Below are 18,935 nucleotides of genomic sequence, written 5' to 3' on the forward strand. Positions count from 1 at the left end.
CCGGCGCGGACCCGGGACCGGCGGCCGGGCCCCGGGCCCGCGGGACCGGGCTCAGTCGAGACGGTGCCGGTTGTACTCCTCGACGACGGGGGCGCCGGGGGACGGCGGTTCGACGCGGCGGCGCCGCAGGATGCTGATGTAGGTCAGCAGCCCGATGACGCCGACGATCAGCAGGATCACGCCGATCAGATGGACGTTGATGCCGCTGACGTCAACGTTGACGGCCAGGGCCAGGATCGCCCCCACCGCCATCATGCCGATGCAGATGACGATGCCCATGAATGCTGCCTCCAAGCTCGTTCGGCGGGCCGCGCCGTACGCGGCCTCCGCGCTGACCGGCGCCGGGTACCCGGCTCGGAGGGGTGCAATCAGTCCTAGGTGCGCAAACGGTCCCGCGTGCGCGGCCGTTCGTCACTCGCCGAGGAACGCCGTCAGACAGTTCGCCAGCAGGTAGGGGTCCTGCGCGCCGCACAGCTCCCGGGCGGAGTGCATGGAGAGGATGGCGACGCCGATGTCGACGGTGGTGATGCCGTGCCGGGCGGCGGTGATCGGGCCGATGGTGGTGCCGCAGGGCATGTCGTTGTGGGAGACGAAGCTCTGCCAGGGCACCCCGGCCCGCTCGCAGGCGGCGGCGAACAGGGCGCGGCCACTGCCGTCGGTGGAGTAGCGCTGGTTGACGTTGACCTTGAGGATCGGCCCGCCGTTGGGCATCGGGTGGTGGCCCGGCTCGTGCCGCTCGGCGTAGTTGGGGTGCACGGCGTGCCCGGTGTCGGAGGACAGGCACACGGTGCCGGCCCAGGCGCGGGCGCGGTCCTCGTAGGAGCCGCCGCGGGCGAAGACGGACCGCTCCAGCACGGCGCCCAGCAGGGGGCCCTGGGCTCCGGTGTCGGACTGGCTGCCGTTCTCCTCGTGGTCGAAGGCGGCCAGCACCGGGACGGCGGCCGGCTCGGTGCCCCGCGTGGCGGCGGCGGTCAGCGCGGCGACCCCGGCGTGCACGGACAGCAGGTTGTCCATGCGCGGCCCGACCGCCAACTCGCTCTCCCGGCCCAGGTAGGCGGGGGCCTCGACGCTGTGCGCCATCAGGTCCCAGCCGGCGACGGCGCCCGCGTCCAGCCCGTTCTCCTCGGCGACGCAGCGGATCAGCTCGCCCTCCTGCGGCGCGCCCAGCCCCCAGATCGGCGTCATGTGGCGCTGGCGGTCCAGCTTGAGGCCCTCGTTGACCTGGCGGTCGAGGTGGATGGCCAGTTGCGGAACGCGCAGCAGGGGCCGGTCGATACGCACCAGATGGTCGGTGCCGTCGCGCAGGGTCACCCGGCCGCTGAGGCCGAGGTCGCGGTCGAGCCAGGTGTTGAGGAGGGCGCCGCCGTAGATCTCGACGGCGATCTGGCGCCAGCCCTGGGTGCCGGTGTCGGGGGCGGGCTTGACGCGCAGGTTGGGCGAGTCGGTGTGGGCGCCGACGATGCGGAAGGGGGTGGCGGGTGTGGCGTTCCCGGGTACGTACCAGGCGATGAGCGCGCCGCCGCGCAGCACGTACTTGCCACCGGTGCTCGCGTCCCACTCCTCGGTCTCGCGGACCTGCCGGAAGCCGGCCTTCTCCAGCTCGGCGGCCGCGTTCGCCACCGCGTGGTACGGCGAGGGGCTCGCGGAGAGGAAGGACAGCAGACCGTCGGTGTGGGACCGGTCGAACGGCACGGCATCGCTCATGCCCCCACCTTACGTGCGCCTTCCACGATGCGGACGCCCCGCTCCCGTGGGGGTGGGAGCGGGGCGTACGGCCTCGCCGGGTGCCGGGCGGGGCAGGTCGGCGAGGACGGCGGGACCGGCGGGACCGGCGGGACCGGCGGGGACGGTTTCGGGTGCGGCCGGGCGGCTCAGAACGCGTTCTCGTCCAGCTCCATGACCGACAGGTCCACCGCGTCGGCCAGCTCGCGCTGGACGGCGACCTGCGGCAGCACGGTGGACGCGAAGAACTGCGCCGCGGCGATCTTGCCCTGGTAGAAGGGCACGTCCTTGCCGGTGGCGCCCGGCAGCTTCCCGGCGGCGACGGCGGCGCCGCGCAGCAGCAGGTAGCCGACGACCACGTCGCCGGCGGCCATCAGGAAGCGGGTGGTGTTCAGACCGACCTTGTAGATCGACTTGACGTCCTTCTCGGTGGCGGCCAGGTCGGTCAGCATGGTGCCGACGATGGCCTCCAACTCGCCTGCGGCCCGGCCGAGCTGGTCACGGGCCGCGGACAGCTCCTCGCCGCCCTCGGCCTCGGCGAGGAACTTCTTGATCTCCTCGGAGAGCGCGGTGAGCGCCTGGCCCTGGTCGCGGACGACCTTGCGGAAGAAGAAGTCCTGGCCCTGGATCGCCGTGGTGCCCTCGTACAGGGTGTCGATCTTGGCGTCCCGGATGTACTGCTCGACCGGGTACTCCTGGAGGTACCCGGAGCCGCCCAGCGTCTGGAGGGACTGCGCCAACTGCTCGTAGGACTTCTCCGAGCCGTAGCCCTTCACGATGGGCAGCAGCAGGTCGTTGAGGCGGTGCGCGGCGGAGGCGTCCTCGCCGGCGGCCTCCTTGACGATGATCTCGTCCTGCACGGTGGCGGTGTAGAGGACGAGGGCGCGCATGCCCTCCGCGTACGCCTTCTGCGTCAGCAGCGAGCGCCGCACGTCCGGGTGGCGGGTGATGGTGACCCGCGGGGCGGTCTTGTCGGTGAACTGCGCCAGGTCGGCGCCTTGGACGCGCTCCTTGGCGTACTCCAGCGCGTTGAGGTAACCGGTGGACAGGGTCGCGATCGCCTTCGTGCCGACCATCATCCGCGCGAACTCGATGATCTTGAACATCTGGCGGATGCCGTCGTGCTTCTCGCCCAGCAGCCAGCCCCTGGCGGGCTTTCCGTCGACGGCGCCGAAGGTCATCTCACAGGTGTTGGAGACCTTCAGGCCCATCTTGTGCTCGACGTTGGTGGCGTAGACGCCGTTGCGCTCGCCCAGCTCGCCGGTCTCCCAGTCGAAGTGGTACTTGGGGACGACGAAGAGCGACAGGCCCTTGGTGCCGGGGCCGTGGCCCTCGGGGCGGGCGAGGACGAAGTGCACGATGTTCTCGGACATGTCGTGCTCACCGGAGGTGATGAAGCGCTTCACGCCCTCGATGTGCCAGGTGCCGTCGTCCTGCTGGGTGGCCTTGGTGCGGCCCGCGCCCACGTCCGAGCCCGCGTCCGGCTCGGTCAGCACCATGGTGGAGCCCCACTGCTTCTCGGCCATCAGCGCCGCGATCTTGTGCTGCTCCTCGGTGCCCTCCTCGTGCAGAACCCCCGCGAACGCCGGCCCGGAGGCGTACATCCACACCGCCGGGTTGGCGCCCAGCACGGTCTCGGCGAAGCCCCACAGCAGGGAGCGCGGCGCGGTGGTGCCACCGATCTCCTCCGGGATGCCCAGGCGCCACCACTCGGCGTCCATGTAGGCCTGGTAGCTCTTCTTGAAGGCGGCCGGGACCGGCGCGGTGTGGGTCTCCGGGTCGAAGACCGGGGGCGTGCGGTCCCCCTCCTCGTACGAGGAGGCCAGCTCGTTCTCCGAGAGCCGGGCGATCTCGGCCAGAACGCTCCTGGCGGTCTCGACGTCCATCTCCGCGAACGGTCCGGTGCCGTACACCGCATCGCGCCCGAGCACCTCGAAGAGGTTGAACTCGATGTCGCGGAGATTCGACTTGTAATGCCCCATGGCGACGGCTCCGTAGTGACTCGTTCGTACTTGGCAGTAGCTCCCTAGATGATGCTACCCGCCGGTAATAAGAAGCAACCCCTCACCACCCATCTGTGACTGGTTACTCTTTTCGGTATGTACGGCTACGACCAGACCGGCGCCCCGCCCGGGCAGGGGCACGGCGGCCACAGCGGGCACGGCGGCCACGGCGGGCACGGTTACCAGCAGGCCCCGCCGCCCCCCTACGGCGCGCAGCAGGCGCCCCCGCCGCCGTACGGGCAGCCCGGACCGCAGCAGCAGCCGTTCTACCCCGAGCCCTCCCCGCCCTCCCTCCAGGAGGCCGTCCGCGGCTTCACCACGGGGTCGCTGGGCGCGGAGGACTTCCAGGGGATCTTCTCCACCTCGAAGGTGTACTGCCCGCGCGGGGACACCCCCGGCTTCCTCGCGCTGCACAACACCCAGCAGCCCGTCATCCCCATGTTCAGCACGCTCAAGGAGCTGCGCGCCTACGCGGGCAAGGAGTCGAAGTACTTCGTCATCACCGGCGCGGAGGTCCTGGACCTGCTGCCCTCGGGGTACGGCTTCGTGCTCGACATGGAGGGCGAGCACCGGGTGGTCTTCGACGCCAAGGCGGTCGAGGAGATGGTCGACTTCGCGATGCGGCGGATGTACGGCTGAGCACCGGCGGCGGGCCGCGGGTCACCCCTCGTCGGCCGCCGAGAGATCCCACGCCTCCCACTGGTCCAGTGACGGCTCCGCCGCCTCCTGCGGCTCCTTCTCGTCCGGGTCCGCCTCCCGCATCTCGAACCAGATGTTCTTGCCCTCGCCCCGGGGATCCACGCCCCACCGGTCCGCGAGCATCCCCAGCAGCATCAGGCCCCGCCCGGAGGACGCGAGCTCCCCCGGGCTGCGGCGGTGCGGAAGCTCGTCGCTGGGGTCCGAGACGTCGACCCGCAGCGTGCGCTCCCGCTCCTGCTGCGGCCCGGAGATCTCGGCGACCAGCAGCGCGTCCCCGTCGGTGTGCACCAGCACGTTCGTCAGCATCTCCGAGAGCATCAGGACCGCGCCGTCCACCTGTTCCGGGTCGGCCCAGTCGTGCAGCAGGTCGCGGAGCTGGTGGCGGGCGGCCGCGATCCGGTCCGGCTGCGCCTGGGCGACCGTCATCACCGTCCGCCGCGCCGAGACCGGCACCGCGCCCCCCGGTACGCCCTCCGCGGTGGCGCCCCGCGCCAGCAGCAGCAGCGCGATGTCGTCCTCACGGCGGGGGGCCGACGGCTTCCCGGCGGCCCCGGCCGCACGCTCGGTGCCCTCCTCGCCATGGGCCGCCTGCACGAGCGCATCGGCCACCTGCTCCAGCCCCGGCGCCGCCCCGGCCACCGGAACGGGCACGGCACCCGCACTCCGGACGCGGCCCGTCTCCGCACCGCCCGCGTGCGGGGCGCCCGTCTCCGCACCGCCCGCCTCCGCCTCGGCACGGGCCCGTGCGCGGAGCTCCTCGATGACCTCGTTGATCCGCTCCCACCCGGTCTCCTGGTCGTGCCCGCCCGTCTCCAGCAGCCCGTCGGTGCACATCAGCAGGCGCTCGCCGGGCTCCAGCACCAGCCGGGTGACGGGGTAGTCCGAGTCGGGCTCCACGCCGAGCGGGAGGCCCCCCGCGGTGGGGCGGACCATCATCGGGCCGTCCGGGAGCTGCACGGCCGGATCGGGGTGGCCCGCGCGGGCCACGTCCAGGACGCCGGTGGCGGGGTCCACCTCCACGTACAGGCAGGTGGCGAAGCGCGGGTCCGCGTACTCGGGCTCCTCCTCGGCCTCGTCGGGACCGGGCGGGAAACCGGCGGCCTCCTCGGCGGGGGCGGACGGCGGGGGCGCGTTGAGGCGCTCCCCGGTGCCCATGCCGTGCAGGAAGCGCGAGGCCCGGGAGAGCACCGCGTCCGGATGGTGCCCCTCGGAGGCGTAGGCCCGTACCGCCACCCGCAGCTGGCCCATGATGCCCGCGGCCCGCACGTCGTGCCCCTGCACGTCGCCGATGACCAGCGCGGTACGGCCCGAGGGCAGCGGGATCACGTCGTACCAGTCGCCGCCGATCTGGAGGCCGCCGCCGGTGGGCACGTAGCGGGCGGCCAGGGCCATGCCGGGGACCGCGGGGCTGTGCGCGGGCCGCATCGCCCGCTGGAGCCGGGAGGACAGCTCACGCTCGGACTCGCCCAGCATGGCCCGGGACAGCGACTGCGCCAGCATGCGGGCGACCGTGGTGAGCACCGCGCGCTCGTCCGGGGTGAAGCCGACGGGCCGGCCGAAGGCCGCCATCCAGGCGCCGATGGTGCGGCCCGCGACGGTCAGCGGCAGAAAGGCCCAGGCCGTGCGGCCCGGCTGGGTCTCGGCGGGGCGGGCCGCGGGGAAGCGGGCCGCGTACTCGCCGGGGTCGAGCAGGTAGACGGCGCGGCCGGTGCGCACGGCCTCCGCCGCCGGGTCGTCGTCGGTCAGCCGCAGCCGGGCACCGCTGCCGGGCGGGCCGAGACCGCCGCCGGGCCCGTAGGGGTGCCCGGGCCCGTACGGGTAACCGGGCCGGGCCGGGGCGCCGGGCGAGGCCCCGTAGACGGTGAGCTGGTCGCCGCTCACACAGAAGACGGCCAGCGCGTCGGGGGAGAACCCCGGCATGGCCAGCGACGCGGCGACCCGCAGCACGTCGGCGGTGGTGTACGCCTCGGCCAGCGCGCGCCCGGCGTCCAGCAGGAACGCCTCCCGGTTGCGCCGCCAGTCCCACTCGGCCGCCGGTCCGCGCGTCTGCGGCCCGTCCGCGGACTGCGCGGGGCCCGGCTGTGCGGGCTCCGGGCGCCGACCCGCGGCGGCCCGGGACAGCGGCCCCGCCGCCTGCCGGCCCTCCGCCCCGTCCCCCGCCGGCTGCTGCGCGGGGGTCCCCTCCGGCTCCGGCACCTCGTAGAGCAGACCGGTCAGCCCCGGTGTGCGCTCGGGGTGCGGGTCGGCGTCCCCGGCGGTGCGGGGGACCGGGCGCACCACGACGCGGACCGTCCGCGTGATCGCCCCGTCCGCGTCCACCACCCGCAGCAGGGCCTCGGCGGTGGTCTCCTCGGCGAGGGCCAGGGTGACGATGCCCTGGAAGCCGACGTAGTCGACGGCATGCAGGTGGGAGCGGACCGAGCTGCCGGAGAGTGTGAGGTGCGTGTCGGCGCCTGCGGCGGCCTCCCCGGCCCCGGGCTCCGACGGCGGGGAGGTTACGGTCGGTCCGGCCCCGGCCCCACCAGCCGCATCCGTCCCATCGGCCCCGCCGCGCGCACCGGTCGAGTCGGGTCCTCCGACTCCGAGCAGGCGGGCGGCGCAGGCGTCGAGCGTCACCAGGCCTGTGGCGTCGTCCCAGGTCCACAGGCCCGCGCCCAGGGCTGCCAGGGCGTCTTCGGTGCGCATTGCACCACTTTATGCAGACTCCACCGGGTTGCGGAAACGGGGGCGGAGCGGGGTAGCCCAGGGCGGTACTCTGAGGGGTATCCCACCGTGACCCCTGAGCCGAACGACTTGGATGAATGATGCATCGGTACCGGTCCCACACCTGCGGCCAGCTTCGCGCCACGGACGTCGGCACTGACGTCCGGCTGAGCGGCTGGCTGCACAATCGCCGGAACCTGGGCGGCATCCTCTTCATCGATCTGCGCGACCACTACGGCATCGTGCAACTCGTCGTCCGTGACGAGTCGGGCGAGCTCGCCGGAATCCACGAGAAGCTCAGCTCGCTGTCCAAGGAGACCGTCGTCCGCATCGACGGCACGGTCACCGCGCGCGGCGCGGAGAACGTCAACCCGGAGCTGCCCACCGGCGAGATCGAGGTCGAGGTCTCCCAGGTGGAGGTGTTGGGCGGCGCCGAGCAGATCCCCTTCACGATCAACGCCGAGGACGGCGTCAACGAGGAGCGGCGGCTGGAGTACCGCTTCCTCGACCTGCGCCGCGAGCGCATGCACCGCAACATCATGCTGCGCTCGCAGGTCATCGCGAAGATCCGCGAGAAGATGGTGGCCCAGGGCTTCAACGAGCTGGCCACCCCGATCCTGTCGGCCACCTCGCCCGAGGGCGCCCGCGACTTCCTCGTCCCCTCCCGCATCCACCCGGGCAGGTTCTACGCCCTGCCGCAGGCGCCGCAGCAGTTCAAGCAGCTGCTGATGATCGCCGGGTTCGACCGCTACTTCCAGATCGCGCCCTGCTTCCGCGACGAGGACGCCCGCGCCGACCGCTCGCCCGGCGAGTTCTACCAGCTCGACATGGAGATGAGCTTCGTCGAGCAGGAGGACGTCTTCGCCGTCATCGAGACGGTGATGACCGAGCTGTTCCAGGAGCTGGGTGAGGGCCGCGAGGTCACCTCCCCCTTCCCGCGGATCCCGTTCCGCGAGGCGATGGTCAAGTACGGCTCGGACAAGCCGGACCTGCGCGCCAAGCTGGAGCTGGCCGACGTCTCCGACCTCTTCGCCGGCTCCGGCTTCAAGGCGTTCGCCGACAAGCACGTGCGGGCCCTGGCCGTTCCCGACACCGCCTCCCAGCCGCGCAAGTTCTTCGACTCCCTCGGTGACTTCGCCGTCGAGCAGGGCGCCAAGGGCCTGGCCTGGGTGCGGGTCGCCGAGGACGGTTCGCTCTCCGGCCCGATCGCGAAGTTCCTGACCGAGGACGACGTCAAGGCGCTCACCGCCGCGCTGGGCCTGGTGCCCGGGCACGCCGTCTTCTTCGGCGCCGGAGAGTTCGACGAGGTCTCCAGGATCATGGGCGCGGTCCGCGTCGAGGCCGCCAGGCGGGCCGGGCACTTCGAGGAGAACGTCTTCCGGTTCTGCTGGATCGTCGACTTCCCGATGTTCGAGAAGGACGAGGAGACCGGCGAGATCGAGTTCTCCCACAACCCGTTCTCCATGCCGCAGGGCGGCCTTGAGGCGCTGCGCACCAAGGACCCGCTGGACATCCTCGCCTGGCAGTACGACATCGTCTGCAACGGCGTCGAGCTGTCCTCGGGCGCCATCCGGAACCACGAGCCGGAGATCATGTTCGAGGCCTTCGGGATCGCCGGCTACTCCAAGGAGGACGTCGAGCGGGACTTCGGCGGCATGCTCCGCGCCTTCCAGTTCGGCGCCCCGCCGCACGGTGGCATCGCCCCCGGCGTCGACCGCATCGTGATGCTGCTCGCGGACGAGCCGAACATCCGCGAGACGATCGCCTTCCCGCTCAACAACAACGCCCTCGACCTGATGATGGGCGCCCCCAGCGAGGTCGACGACAAGCGCCTGCGCGAGCTGCACCTGTCGGTGCGCAAGCCCCCGCAGGTGAAGCCCGCGCAGTAACGCGCGGCCTTCCAGCACCGCGGACACCCCCGGGCCCGGCCCCTCCTGCGAGAGGGACCGGGCCCGGAGTGCGTATGGAGCCCGGCTCCCGGGGCGGGCCGCACACCCTGGTCCCAGGAGACCGGCCGCTGATGCTGCCGGAGCCGCTGGAATGCAGTGCGCCGACCACCGGGTGGCTTCCCGTGTCCGGCCCGCTGAGCCCCCCGCCTCACTCTTCGGAGGGGGGAGGCTCAGCCGGACGTCGGTCCTGGCTGGTCTCTTCCAGGCGCGGGCTGTGTTTTCTGGGGGGCGGCTCCCAGGCCCCGGGTTCTTCCCGCGCTGCCCGCGAGCGCTATTTGGTCTCTTCCAGGCGCGGGCTGTGTTTTCCGGGGGGCGGCTCCCAGGCCCCCGGTTCTTCCCGCGCTGCCCGCGAGCGCTACTTGGTCTCTTCCAGGCGCGGGAAGAGGGCCGGGCCCTTGGTGACGGTGGTGCCGGCGGGGAGCTGTCCCCAGCGGCCCGCGTCGGCGAGGGGCTGGTCCGCGAGGGGGCCCAGGGCGGGTTCGGCGCCCAGGGACTCCCACAGCTTGGCGCTGGACTCCGGCATCACCGGGTTGAGCAGCACCGCGCAGGCGCGCAGTGACTCCGCGGCGGTGTAGAGGATGGTGGCCAGCCGCTCCTGGGCCTCCGCCGAGGTGTCCTTGGCGACCTTCCACGGCGCCTGCTCGGTCAGGTAGCCGTTGACCTGCTTGATGAACTCGAAGACCGCGGCGATGCCGCCCGCGAAGTCGAGCTCCTCGCCGATCTTCTGGTCGGCCTCGCGGACCGCCTTCGTCAGGCCGTCGGCGACGGCCTGCTCGGCCTCGCCGTGCCCGGCCGCCTCCGGGAGCGTCCCGTCGAAGTACTTGCCGACCATGGCGGCCACCCGCGAGGCGAGGTTGCCGTAGTCGTTGGCGAGCTCGCTGGTGTAGCGGGCGGCGAAGTCCTCCCAGGAGAAGGAGCCGTCCTGGCCGAAGGCGATGGCCCGCAGGAAGTACCAGCGGTAGGCGTCGACACCGAAGTGATCGGTCAGCTCGTGCGGGGAGATGCCCGTCAGGTTGGACTTGGACATCTTCTCGCCGCCGACCATCAGCCAGCCGTTGGCGGCGATCCGCCTGGGCAGCGGCAGCCCGTTGGCCATCAGCATGGCGGGCCAGATGACGGCGTGGAAGCGGAGGATGTCCTTGCCGACCAGGTGCACGTCGGCGGGGAAGGTGTTCTCGAACTTCTTCTGGTCCGAGCCGTAGCCGACGGCGGTGGCGTAGTTGAGGAGGGCGTCCACCCACACGTAGATGACGTGCTTGTCGTCCCAGGGGATCTTGACGCCCCAGTCGAACGTGGAGCGGGAGATCGACAGGTCCTCCAGGCCCTGCCGCACGAACTGCACGACCTCGTTGCGTGCCGACTCGGGCTGGATGAACTCCGGGTGCGCCTCGTAGTGGGCCAGCAGCTTCTCGCCGTAGGCGGAGAGCTTGAAGAAGTAGTTCTCCTCCTTCAGCATCTCCACGGGCTTCTTGTGGATGGGACACAGCTTCTGGCCCGCGTACTCCCCTTCCCCGTCGAGGAGTTCGCCGTAGGTCTTGTACTCCTCGCAGGGCACGCAGTAGGGGCCCTCGTATCCGCCCTGGTAGATCTCACCGCGGTCGTAGAGGTCCTGGACGAACTCCTGGACGCGGTCGGTGTGGCGCTTCTCCGTGGTGCGGATGAAGTCGTCGTTCGCGATCTGGAGATGCTCCCAGAGGGGCTTCCACGACTCCTCGACGAGCTTGTCGCACCACTCCTGCGGACTGACCCCGTTGGCCTCCGCGGTGCGCATGATCTTCTGACCGTGCTCGTCCGTGCCGGTGAGGTACCACACCTTCTCGCCGCGCTGGCGGTGCCAGCGGGTGAGCACGTCGCCCGCGACGGTCGTATAGGCGTGGCCCAGGTGGGGAGCGTCGTTCACGTAGTAGATGGGGGTCGAGACGTAGTACGCCTGCGTCCCTTCCTGCTCTGATCCAGTGGCCGCCATACCCGAATCCTATCGGCCGCCCGCCACCCTTTTTCCCCGCACCGGTACCCGTGCGGGAGCGGGACGCCGCAGCAGGGTGCCGGCCACCACGGCGCCGGCGCCCGCGCAGGCGGCGCTCACCAGGAAGGCCACCGTCAGCGCAGAGTCGGGGGCGTACCCCGCGTGCAGGAGCGCGCTGTGCAGGGCGCCGAGTCCGGCCACGCCGAGGGCGACGCCGACCTGCTGGTGGGTGTCGTTCAGGGCGGAGCCCATGCCGGCCCGCGCGGGTGGGACGGCTCCCAGGACGACCGTCGTGGTGGAGGGCCCCGCGAACCCGCTGCCGGCGCCCGCCACCAGGAGTCCGGCTGCCACGAGCGCGTACGGCGTTCCGGTGCCGAACCCGGCGAGTACGCAGAAGCCCGCGGCCGTCGCGGTGAAGCCGGCGGCGACAGTGGTGCCCGGCCCCAGCGCCGCGTGCGCTCTCCCGCCCAGCGCGGAGCCGAGGACGATGCCGACGGCGAGCGGTACCACGGCCAGCCCGGAGGCGGTGGGCGGGTAGTCGCGCACCCCTTGGAGGTAGCCGGCCAGCAGGAAGAGGCTGGAGCCGGTGGACAGGGTCAGCAGGGTCGCGGCCGCGCTGCCGGCCGCGAAGCGGCGGTCGCGGTAGAGGCCGAGGTCGATCAGGGGTGCGGGGGTGCGGAGTTGCCGCCGTACGAAGAGCGCGAGGCAGGCGAGCCCCGCCGCGCCGGCGGTGGCCACCGGTACGCCGCCGGCCGCCCGGTCCCCCGTGGCGATCACCGCTGCCGTCAGGGCGGTCATCCCGAGGGTGACCAGCGCGGTGCTCGGTCCGTCCACCGGGCGGGCCGCGGGGTCGCGGGACTCAGGCACCAGGCGGGTCACGGCCAGCGCGGCTCCGCCGGCCACCGGGACGTTGACGAGGAAGACGCCGGCCCAGCTCCACCACGCGGTCAGCGCGCCGCCCAGGACCGGCCCGGCGGCCATGGCACCCGAGGCGACGGCCGCCCAGACGGCGAAGGCGCGGGGCCGCTCGGCCTCGTCGAAGACGTGGACGAGGACGGCCAGCGTGGCGGGCATCACCAGGGCGGCACCCGCGCCCATCACCGTCCGCACGACGATCAGCCACCACACCGACCAGGCGGCGGCCGCCGCGGCCGAGGAGACGGCGAGGAGGGCCAGACCGGCGAGGAGCGCGCGCCGCCTTCCGTAGTGGTCGGCGGCGGCACCGGCGGCGATGAGGAGGCCCGCGAACACGACGACGTAGGCGTCGAGCACCGCTTGCTGCTGTGCCGTGGACGCGTCGAAGTCGGCAGCGATCGAGGGGAGTGCCACGGTCAGCACCGTGTTGTCCACGACGACCACGAGGAGGGCCGCGCAGCACGCGGCCAGGATCGTCCACCGGTGCGGATGGCGGGAGGGTGCCGTCGTCGATTCCGCCCTGCCGTCCTTCGCCATGGCTGCCTCCTGCGGTGCCACTACGGCGCCTTCGTGGTGCCTCCACGACGGTGCCCCTACAGTGTTGGGTTACAACCCCACACTGTAGGGGCACCCGCCGGTGCACGGGCAAGCCCTCCGGTGTAGGCCGAGCCCTTCGGTGTAGGGGCGGGTCGCACTACGCTGGGGCGCCATGAGCCCGAAGCGCGCGCACCGCGACAGCGACGAGATCCCTGCCGCCCTCGCCGGTGCGGTCTGGCTCCGGAAGCCCCGCCCCGTCGCTGCCCGGTCGACGGGCCCCGCGCTGAGCCGGGAGCGGATCGTGACCGCGGCCGTCGCGATGCTGGACGCGCGTGGTGCCGACGGGCTGAGCATGCGCCGGCTCGCGGAATCCCTTCATGTGCACGCGACGAGCCTCTACTGGCACGTGGCCCACCGCGACGACCTGCTCGATCTGGCTCTCGACGCGGTGTTCGGCGAGGTGACACTGCCCGCGCCGCACCGGACCGGGAACGCGGAGGGCGCCGAGGTGGCCGACTGGCGTGCGGACGTCGGCTCCTTCATGGACGCCCTGCGCGACGCGCTGCTGCGCCACCCCTGGTCGCCGCCGCTGGCCGGCAGCCGTCCGCTGCTGGGGCCGAACGCGCTGGCCCGCTCGGAGTTCGTGTACGCGGCCTTGGTCGGCGGCGGTTTCACCGGTGCACAGTTGACGGCCGCGGCCGCCGCCGTCGCCAACTACGTGATCGGCACGGTCTCCGCGGAGGTGCCGTGGCGCGCCGTCTCCACCGAGCAGGAGGAGGCCGGACGGCGCGCCCTCGCGGAGCACCTCGGGCGCTGCGCCGAACGGCACCCCACGCTGGCCGCTCACCCGCCCGCGGCGCACACCGACTGGGACGGTCACTACGCGCGGGGGCGGGACTTCCTGCTGGAGGGCCTGGCGGCATCCCGGGCGCGGGGTACGCGCGGTGACCGCTGAGGACGCGTCAAGGCGAGGGAGGGTGTGTCACCCGCGGCGGGGAGCGTCGGGGTGGAAGAACAACGGTCGTCAAACGGCTACACCTGTGCACAGGGACGACGGCAATCGCCAAAAGGGGAGGCGACGCGGGCACGATGCGGCGTGAGGGCAGCGTCGGCCTCGTAACGGGGAGGCTGGCCGCTGCGGAGTCCGCCGCGCCACGGCGGTACGCACGGTGAGCAACCGTGTGCGTCGTGTGCAATGTGGCGACGCAGCGACGCCGGTGACGCCGGTGACGCCGACGCGGCGCCAGTGACGGTGAAGGAGGTGGCGGTGTGGAGGCCGAAAGGCCGAACCCGGGAACGTGTTGCCGCTGCGATCTGCCGGTGATGCACCGGGCACTGATCGCGATCATCGAGACGGGTTCGGGGCCCGGCGGCAGCGCGTACGCCTGCCTGCCCTGTGCCCACGACTATGCGAAGACCGCGCTCGCTCCCGACTGGATCGGGGAGACGATCGCCCGCGCCGAGGCCGTGCGCCTGGCCTGGGACGAGGAGGAGCGACGGCGGGAGCGGGGCGGCGGCCGGACCGGCGGACGAACCGGCGGACAAGGCGGTGCCGCCACGCCGCTGTGACGTCGGCCGCGTGCCCCGTCCGACCGTGAGCGCGCCCGACGACCCGTGCGTCCGATGTGGACCTGGTGGGTCGTTCGGCGGCTTGTGTGTCCGGCGCGGACTTGGGTGGGTCGTTTGGCGTCTCGTGTGTCCGGCGCGGCCCTGGTGGGTCGTGCGGCGGCTTGTGCGTCTGGTGTGGACCTGGTGGGTCGTGCGGCGGCTTGTGCGTCTGATGTGCACCCGGTGGTGCGTCCGGCGGCTCGTGTGTCTGGTGTGCGTCCGGTGGCGTGTGGGGGTCCGGCAATCTGTGCGTCCGGTACGCCCCTGCCGGGGCGCCCGGCAGCTCGTGCGTCGATGAGGCGTCCGTGGCGCGAGGGGGCTCAGCGGCTGTGCGTCCGGGGGCGTCCGGTGGCGGGTGCCCGTTCGGCGGCCTGTGCGTCTCATGTGCGTCCGGTGGCGCGAGGGTCCTGGTGGCCTGCGTGTCGGGTGCGCGTCCGGCGGCCCGTGCTAACGGGGGCGCGTGCGCGTCCGGTGGTGTGTTCATCCGGGGTTCATTCCGGTGTCGCTCCGCGGCGCACCCGCGGCTCTAGCGTCACGGCGGCGTACGGCGCACGAGCGCACGAACCGGAGGAACGACGATGCGAAAACCGCTGCCGCTGCTCACCGCGCACCCGGGTGGCAGATCCGCGATGACCTGCCGCTACCGCTGCGGGGACGCCTGCTTCCACGAGGTGCCCAACACCAGCGCGAACAGTTACGCGGGGGACGTCATCGCCCGCGCGCTCTCGCGCCGTTCGATGCTGCGGGCCGGCGCCGTCGTGGGGGCGGCGGCGGTCGGCACCGGCCTGGCCTCCGGCCCCGGCGCGGCGCCCGCCTCCGCCGCTGGACCGACGGCGGACGCGGGGCACCCGGCGGGCAGGAGCGGCGTCCACGGGAAGGCGGCGAAGGGGCTCCGCTTCACGCCTGTGGAGCCGAACACGGCGGATGCGGTGACCGTCCCCGCGGGGTACGGGCAGAACGTGGTCATCCGGTGGGGGGAACCGATTCTGCGCGGGGCCCCCGCCTTCGATCCCAGGCGGCAGAGCGCGAAGGCGCAAGCAGGGCAGTTCGGCTACAACAACGACTTCCTCACGCTGCTGCCGCTCCGCGCCCGGCACGGCGGCCACTCCGGCGGCGCCGACCAGCTCCTGGTCGCCAACCACGAGTACACGAACGAGGAGCTGATGTTCGCGGGGTACGACCCGCAGGAGCCGACCCGTGAACAGGTGGAGATCGCCTGGGCGGCGATGGGCCTGTCGGTGGTGGCCGTCGCCGGGGAGCGCCGGACGGGCGCGCTGCGGGCCGTACCGCGGCATCCGCTCAACCGGCGGATCACCGTCACCACACCGTTCGAGGTGACCGGTCCGGCCGCCGGCAGCGCGCTGCTGCGCACCACGGCGGACCCGGGCGGGCGCCGGGTGCTGGGCACCCTCAACAACTGTTCGGGCGGCACCACCCCGTGGGGCACGGTGCTCTCGGGCGAGGAGAACTTCAACCAGTACTTCGCCCACGCCGAGCAGGTCACCGACCCCGAGCGGGCCGCCACCCTCAAGCGGTACGGCGTGACGGGCGGGGCCAGTCAGCGGCGCTGGGAGCGGTTCGATCCCCGCTTCGACCTGACGAAGGAGCCCAACGAGGTCCACCGCTTCGGCTGGGTCGTCGAGATCGACCCGTACGACCCCGACTCCACGCCCCGCAAGCACACCGCGCTCGGCCGCTTCAAGCACGAGGCGGCGCAGCCCCGGCTGACGCGCGACGGGCACGCGGTGGTCTACATGGGCGACGACGAACGCTTCGACTACTTCTACAAGTTCGTCTCGAAGAAGACGATGCGGCCGGGGAGGAGCGCCGCGGACCGGCGGCACAACCTCGCGCTGCTGGACGAGGGCACGCTGTACGTCGCCCAGCTGACCGGCGACAGTCCGGAGGGGGAGATCGACGGGGCGGGGACGCTGCCCGAGGACGGCGAGTTCGACGGCACCGGGCGCTGGATCCCGCTGGCCAGCGGCGAGAAGTCCTTCGTGGCGGGCATGAGCGCCGAGGAGGTGTACGTCTTCACGCGGCTGGCCGCCGACAAGGCGGGCGCCACCAAGATGGACCGTCCCGAGGATGTCGAGCCCTCCCCGCGCACCGGCCGTGTGTACGTGGCGCTCACCAACAACACCGACCGCGGGGCGGCGGGGAAGGCGGGCCCGGACGAGGCCAACCCGCGCAAGGCCAACAAGCACGGGCAGGTACTGGAGTTCGCCGAGCGGGGCGAGGACGCTCCCCCGGCCTCCGGCCGCCAGGCGCCTTCGTCCACGGAGTTCTCCTGGCGGCTCTTCCTGGTGTGCGGCGACCCGGGGGACCCGGGCACCTACTTCGGAGGCTTCCCCAAGGACCAGGTCAGCCCGATCTCCTGCCCGGACAACGTCACCTTCGACGCGTACGGCAACCTGTGGCTGTCCACGGACGGCAACGAGCTGGGCTCCCACGACGGGCTGTTCGGGGTGGCCACGGCCGGGGAGCGGCGGGGTCAGGTGCGGCAGTTCCTGACGGTGCCGACCGGGGCCGAGACGTGCGGGCCGCTGGTGCAGGACCGCCGCGTGCTGGTCGCCGTGCAGCATCCGGGCGAGGTGGACGGCGCCTCCGTCGAGAAGCCCGCCTCCACGTGGCCGGACGGGCCCGGCGCGTATGTGCGGCCCTCGGTGGTCGCGGTGTGGCCGAAGGACGGTTCCGACGTCGGACGGTAGCCCCCGGTCCGGGCGACGGCCGGGTCCCGAGGGGACCGGCGCGCCCGGACCGTGCCCCGCCGCCGGTGAGCGGTGGCGGGGCCCGCGGGCCCGTGCGACGCTGTCGTGAGGACAAACAGCCCGAAACCGCCGTGTCCAGCAGAAGCGGCAAGCCGGGCATGTACGCCTTACGCACGCCAACCGTTGCGGGTGCAGCCATGGAGCGAACCAGAATCCTGATCGTCGGCGGCGGCTTCGCCGGAGTCGAGTGCGCACGCGGGCTGGAGGGCGGTCTGCGTCCTGAAGAGGCGGAGATCGCGCTGGTCACCCCCGCCAGCTACCAGCTCTACCTGCCGCTGCTCCCCCAGGTGGCGGCCGGGGTGCTCACCCCGCAGTCCGTCGCCCCGCCGCTGCGCCGGCTGCTGCACCGCACCTCGATCATCCCCGGCATGGTCATCGGCATCGACACCCACGACAAGGTGTGCATCGTCCGGCTGATCAGCGGCGAGACGCAGAACTACCGCTACGACCACCTGGTCCTCACCCCCGGCAGCGTCACCCGCAGCTTCGACATCCCCGGCCTCACCCAGCAGGCCCGCGGGATGAAGACGCTCGCCGAGGCCGCGTACGTCCGCGACCACGTGATCGCCCAGCTGGACCTGGCCGCGGCCTGCTCCGACGAGCAGGAGAAGGCCGAGCGGCTCCAGTTCGTGGTCGTCGGCGGCGGCTACGCCGGCACCGAGACCGTCGCCTGCCTGCAACGGCTCACCAACTCCGCCGCCCGCCGCTACCCACGGCTCGACCCCGATCTCATCAAGTGGCACCTGTTGGACATCGCGCCCAAGCTGATGCCCGAACTCGGCACCAAGCTGGGGCGGCGCGCCCAGCAGATCCTGCGGGAGCGCGGCACGGACGTGTCGCTGGGTGTCTCCGTCGCCAAGGCCGAGGAACGGCGGATCACCCTCACCGACAACCGGGTGCTGCCCTCCCGCACCCTCATCTGGACGGCCGGCGTCGCCGCCAGCCCGCTGATCGCCACGCTCGACGCGGAGACGATGAAGGGCCGGCTCGTCGTCAACGCCGACTTCACCGTGCCCGGACACCGGGGGCTCTACGCGCTGGGTGACGCGGCCGCCGTACCCGACCTGACCAGGATCGGCGGCGCCGTCTGCCCGCCCACCGCCCAGCACGCGAGCCGGCAGGGCAAGCACATGGCCCGCAACCTGATGGCCACGCTGCGCGGTGTGCCCATGACGCCCTACCGGCACAAGGACCTCGGCCTGGTCGTCGACCTCGGCGGCACCGACGCCGTCGCGCGCCCCCTGGGTTACGAGATCTCCGGGTTCCCCGCCCAGATCGTGACCCGCGGCTACCACCTGATGGCCCTGCCCACCTTCACCGCCAAGGCCCGTACGGTCGCCAACTGGAACCTCAACGCGCTGACCGGCGACGACTTCCTGCGGACCGGCTTCCTCTCCCGCCGCCCCGCCACCCTCCAGGACATGGAGGCCACCGACGCCTACCTCACTCAGGAACGCGCCCGCGAACTGACGGCCTGAGGCGCGGACTCGGGCGGGGTGTCCAGGATGGGGGTGAGGTGCAGGGCCGCCAGGCGCCAGCCCCGCCCGGGGGCGGAGACCAGGTGCAGCGTCACCCGGAAGTGGCCGTCCATGTCGCGGCCCTCGTGGACGGACTGCTGGCTCTGCACGCCCAGGAGGACGGCGCTGTCGCCGTAGCGGCGTAACCGTTCGGTGCGCCAGGTGAACAGGTCGTGCACCAGGGCGCCGGTCCCGTACCGCTCCAGCCACTGCCGCTTGTCCAGGACGAACCCGCGCGGGCCGACAGCCTCGAAGTCGTCGGTCAGCAGGGTGTCCAGCGTCCTGGTGTCGCCGCGCAGTTCGGCGGCGGCCCAGCGGGCGCCGAATGCCGCCGGTTCCACCGGGGCCGTCAGCACCCCTGGCTCCGTCAGCTCCCCCGGCGGCGTCAGCTCGGCCGGGTCCTGCGGCCCGGTCGGTTCCGAGGGCGCCGTCGCCGCTCGCGCCGGTGCCGCAGGCCCGCCGGTGGCCGGGTCCGTCGTCGCGGGCATCTCCTGCTCACCCCTTCTCAGCCGGTGGTGCCGCCCCGTCGTCGTGCGCGCCCCCAG

13 protein-coding genes are annotated in these 18,935 nt (G+C 72.7%); 6 read left to right on the plus strand and 7 right to left on the minus strand.

What is annotated here, in order from left to right; all coding sequences use genetic code 11:
• Positions 1-51 precede the first annotated feature (51 nt).
• The 3 genes from H297_RS0126500 to H297_RS0126510 form a co-directional block, all read right to left on the minus strand.
• Positions 52-279, minus strand: a complete 228-nt coding sequence (locus H297_RS0126500; RefSeq protein WP_027739514.1) for a DUF6458 family protein — start codon at positions 277-279, stop codon at positions 52-54.
• Between the two features lie 132 nt (positions 280-411).
• Complete coding sequence (locus H297_RS0126505) at positions 412-1,704, minus strand: M18 family aminopeptidase (RefSeq protein WP_027739515.1); 1,293 nt, start codon at positions 1,702-1,704, stop codon at positions 412-414.
• A 167-nt stretch (positions 1,705-1,871) separates the two neighbouring features.
• On the minus strand, positions 1,872-3,704 hold the full coding sequence (locus H297_RS0126510; RefSeq protein WP_027739516.1) for an acyl-CoA dehydrogenase: 1,833 nt from the start codon (positions 3,702-3,704) through the stop codon (positions 1,872-1,874).
• A 117-nt stretch (positions 3,705-3,821) separates the two neighbouring features.
• Here H297_RS0126510 and H297_RS0126515 point away from each other — a divergent pair, with 117 nt between their 5' ends.
• Positions 3,822-4,364, plus strand: coding sequence for an SseB family protein (locus H297_RS0126515; protein ID WP_027739517.1), 543 nt, complete (start codon positions 3,822-3,824; stop codon positions 4,362-4,364).
• 21 nt (positions 4,365-4,385) lie between these two features.
• On the opposite strand, the gene H297_RS0126520 is transcribed toward H297_RS0126515, so the two are convergent.
• Positions 4,386-7,109 (minus strand): SpoIIE family protein phosphatase, encoded by a 2,724-nt coding sequence (locus tag H297_RS0126520; RefSeq protein ID WP_027739518.1) that lies wholly within the window; start codon positions 7,107-7,109, stop codon positions 4,386-4,388.
• Positions 7,110-7,228: 119 nt separating this feature from the next.
• Between H297_RS0126520 and aspS the strand changes: the two genes are divergently transcribed.
• Positions 7,229-9,016: an aspartate--tRNA ligase gene (aspS, locus tag H297_RS0126525; protein ID WP_027739519.1), complete on the plus strand. Its 1,788-nt coding sequence runs from the start codon at positions 7,229-7,231 to the stop codon at positions 9,014-9,016.
• 415 nt (positions 9,017-9,431) lie between these two features.
• On the opposite strand, the gene metG is transcribed toward aspS, so the two are convergent.
• Both metG and H297_RS0126535 read right to left on the minus strand, forming a co-directional pair.
• Entirely contained in the window at positions 9,432-11,042 is a 1,611-nt protein-coding gene (gene metG / locus H297_RS0126530; protein WP_027739520.1) for a methionine--tRNA ligase, read from the minus strand.
• A gap of 9 nt (positions 11,043-11,051) precedes the next feature.
• Positions 11,052-12,494, minus strand: coding sequence for an MFS transporter (locus H297_RS0126535; RefSeq protein ID WP_051352199.1), 1,443 nt, complete (start codon positions 12,492-12,494; stop codon positions 11,052-11,054).
• Positions 12,495-12,666: 172 nt separating this feature from the next.
• On the opposite strand from H297_RS0126535, the gene H297_RS0126540 reads away from it, so the two are divergent.
• From H297_RS0126540 to H297_RS0126555, 4 genes are all read left to right on the plus strand, one after another.
• Complete coding sequence (locus tag H297_RS0126540) at positions 12,667-13,449, plus strand: TetR/AcrR family transcriptional regulator C-terminal domain-containing protein (protein WP_027739522.1); 783 nt, start codon at positions 12,667-12,669, stop codon at positions 13,447-13,449.
• A gap of 368 nt (positions 13,450-13,817) precedes the next feature.
• On the plus strand, positions 13,818-14,063 hold the full coding sequence (locus tag H297_RS38590; protein ID WP_486589690.1) for a hypothetical protein: 246 nt from the start codon (positions 13,818-13,820) through the stop codon (positions 14,061-14,063).
• A gap of 617 nt (positions 14,064-14,680) precedes the next feature.
• A complete protein-coding gene (locus tag H297_RS0126550; protein ID WP_027739523.1) occupies positions 14,681-16,813 on the plus strand; it encodes a PhoX family protein in 2,133 nt (710 codons plus the stop codon).
• Positions 16,814-17,010: 197 nt separating this feature from the next.
• Positions 17,011-18,351 carry an NAD(P)/FAD-dependent oxidoreductase gene (locus H297_RS0126555; protein ID WP_027739524.1) on the plus strand — a complete coding sequence of 447 codons (1,341 nt, stop codon included), beginning with the start codon at positions 17,011-17,013 and terminating at the stop codon, positions 18,349-18,351.
• Here H297_RS0126555 and H297_RS38595 read toward each other — a convergent pair.
• Positions 18,321-18,878, minus strand: coding sequence for a nuclear transport factor 2 family protein (locus H297_RS38595; RefSeq protein WP_106959704.1), 558 nt, complete (start codon positions 18,876-18,878; stop codon positions 18,321-18,323). The genes H297_RS0126555 and H297_RS38595 overlap by 31 nt on opposite strands.
• Between the last annotated feature and the right edge of the window lie 57 nt (positions 18,879-18,935).

Source organism: Streptomyces sp. CNT360, from assembly GCF_000424785.1.

Bases quoted from the DNA above. Each gene is read 5' to 3' on its own strand.
- H297_RS0126535 (WP_051352199.1), bottom strand. From the start codon at position 12,494: ATGGCGAAGGACGGCAGGGCGGAATCGACGACGGCACCCTCCCGCCAT.
- H297_RS38595 (WP_106959704.1), bottom strand. From the start codon at position 18,878: ATGCCCGCGACGACGGACCCGGCCACCGGCGGGCCTGCGGCACCGGCG.
- metG (WP_027739520.1), bottom strand. From the start codon at position 11,042: ATGGCGGCCACTGGATCAGAGCAGGAAGGGACGCAGGCGTACTACGTC.
- H297_RS0126510 (WP_027739516.1), bottom strand. From the start codon at position 3,704: ATGGGGCATTACAAGTCGAATCTCCGCGACATCGAGTTCAACCTCTTC.
- H297_RS0126550 (WP_027739523.1), top strand. From the start codon at position 14,681: ATGCGAAAACCGCTGCCGCTGCTCACCGCGCACCCGGGTGGCAGATCC.
- H297_RS0126505 (WP_027739515.1), bottom strand. From the start codon at position 1,704: ATGAGCGATGCCGTGCCGTTCGACCGGTCCCACACCGACGGTCTGCTG.
- H297_RS0126500 (WP_027739514.1), bottom strand. From the start codon at position 279: ATGGGCATCGTCATCTGCATCGGCATGATGGCGGTGGGGGCGATCCTG.
- H297_RS0126540 (WP_027739522.1), top strand. From the start codon at position 12,667: ATGAGCCCGAAGCGCGCGCACCGCGACAGCGACGAGATCCCTGCCGCC.
- aspS (WP_027739519.1), top strand. From the start codon at position 7,229: ATGCATCGGTACCGGTCCCACACCTGCGGCCAGCTTCGCGCCACGGAC.
- H297_RS0126555 (WP_027739524.1), top strand. From the start codon at position 17,011: ATGGAGCGAACCAGAATCCTGATCGTCGGCGGCGGCTTCGCCGGAGTC.
- H297_RS0126515 (WP_027739517.1), top strand. From the start codon at position 3,822: ATGTACGGCTACGACCAGACCGGCGCCCCGCCCGGGCAGGGGCACGGC.
- H297_RS0126520 (WP_027739518.1), bottom strand. From the start codon at position 7,109: ATGCGCACCGAAGACGCCCTGGCAGCCCTGGGCGCGGGCCTGTGGACC.
- H297_RS38590 (WP_486589690.1), top strand. From the start codon at position 13,818: ATGCACCGGGCACTGATCGCGATCATCGAGACGGGTTCGGGGCCCGGC.